This is a genomic window from Lentilactobacillus parakefiri (assembly GCF_002157585.1).
GTDB lineage: Bacteria > Bacillota > Bacilli > Lactobacillales > Lactobacillaceae > Lentilactobacillus > Lentilactobacillus parakefiri.
Genome location: NZ_BDGB01000138.1, coordinates 1 through 294 on the forward strand (window position 1 = coordinate 1; position 294 = coordinate 294).

A 294-nucleotide genomic window follows, 5' to 3' on the forward strand; every position below is an offset into this window, starting at 1 on the left:
GCCAATTAGTTTGAAAGTCCCGTTCAGCGCGCAAGAGCTGACGACCAACGAATGAATCTGAAGTGGATAATTCATTAGCAATGTGTTTGAGAGAAACGGGTTCGGTCAGTTTTTCTAAACATTGTTTCCGGGTCGTATTCGCGATTGTGCAGTGCGCCGGCACTGCACTCGTCTGTGCCAGAAAGTTGGTTTGGCAGGCCTTACAGTGAAAGTATCGCCGATTGAGACATAGGATAACGGTGCTGCCCAATGTTTTAGCAAATCTAATCGTGGTCTTCCGCCAACCATAGCCAA

The 294-nt window shown here is 47.6% G+C and carries 1 pseudogene; it reads right to left on the reverse strand.

The annotated features are described in order from the left end of the window. A pseudogene (locus LPKJCM_RS13645) lies at positions 1-294 on the reverse strand (ISL3 family transposase); the annotation flags it as partial.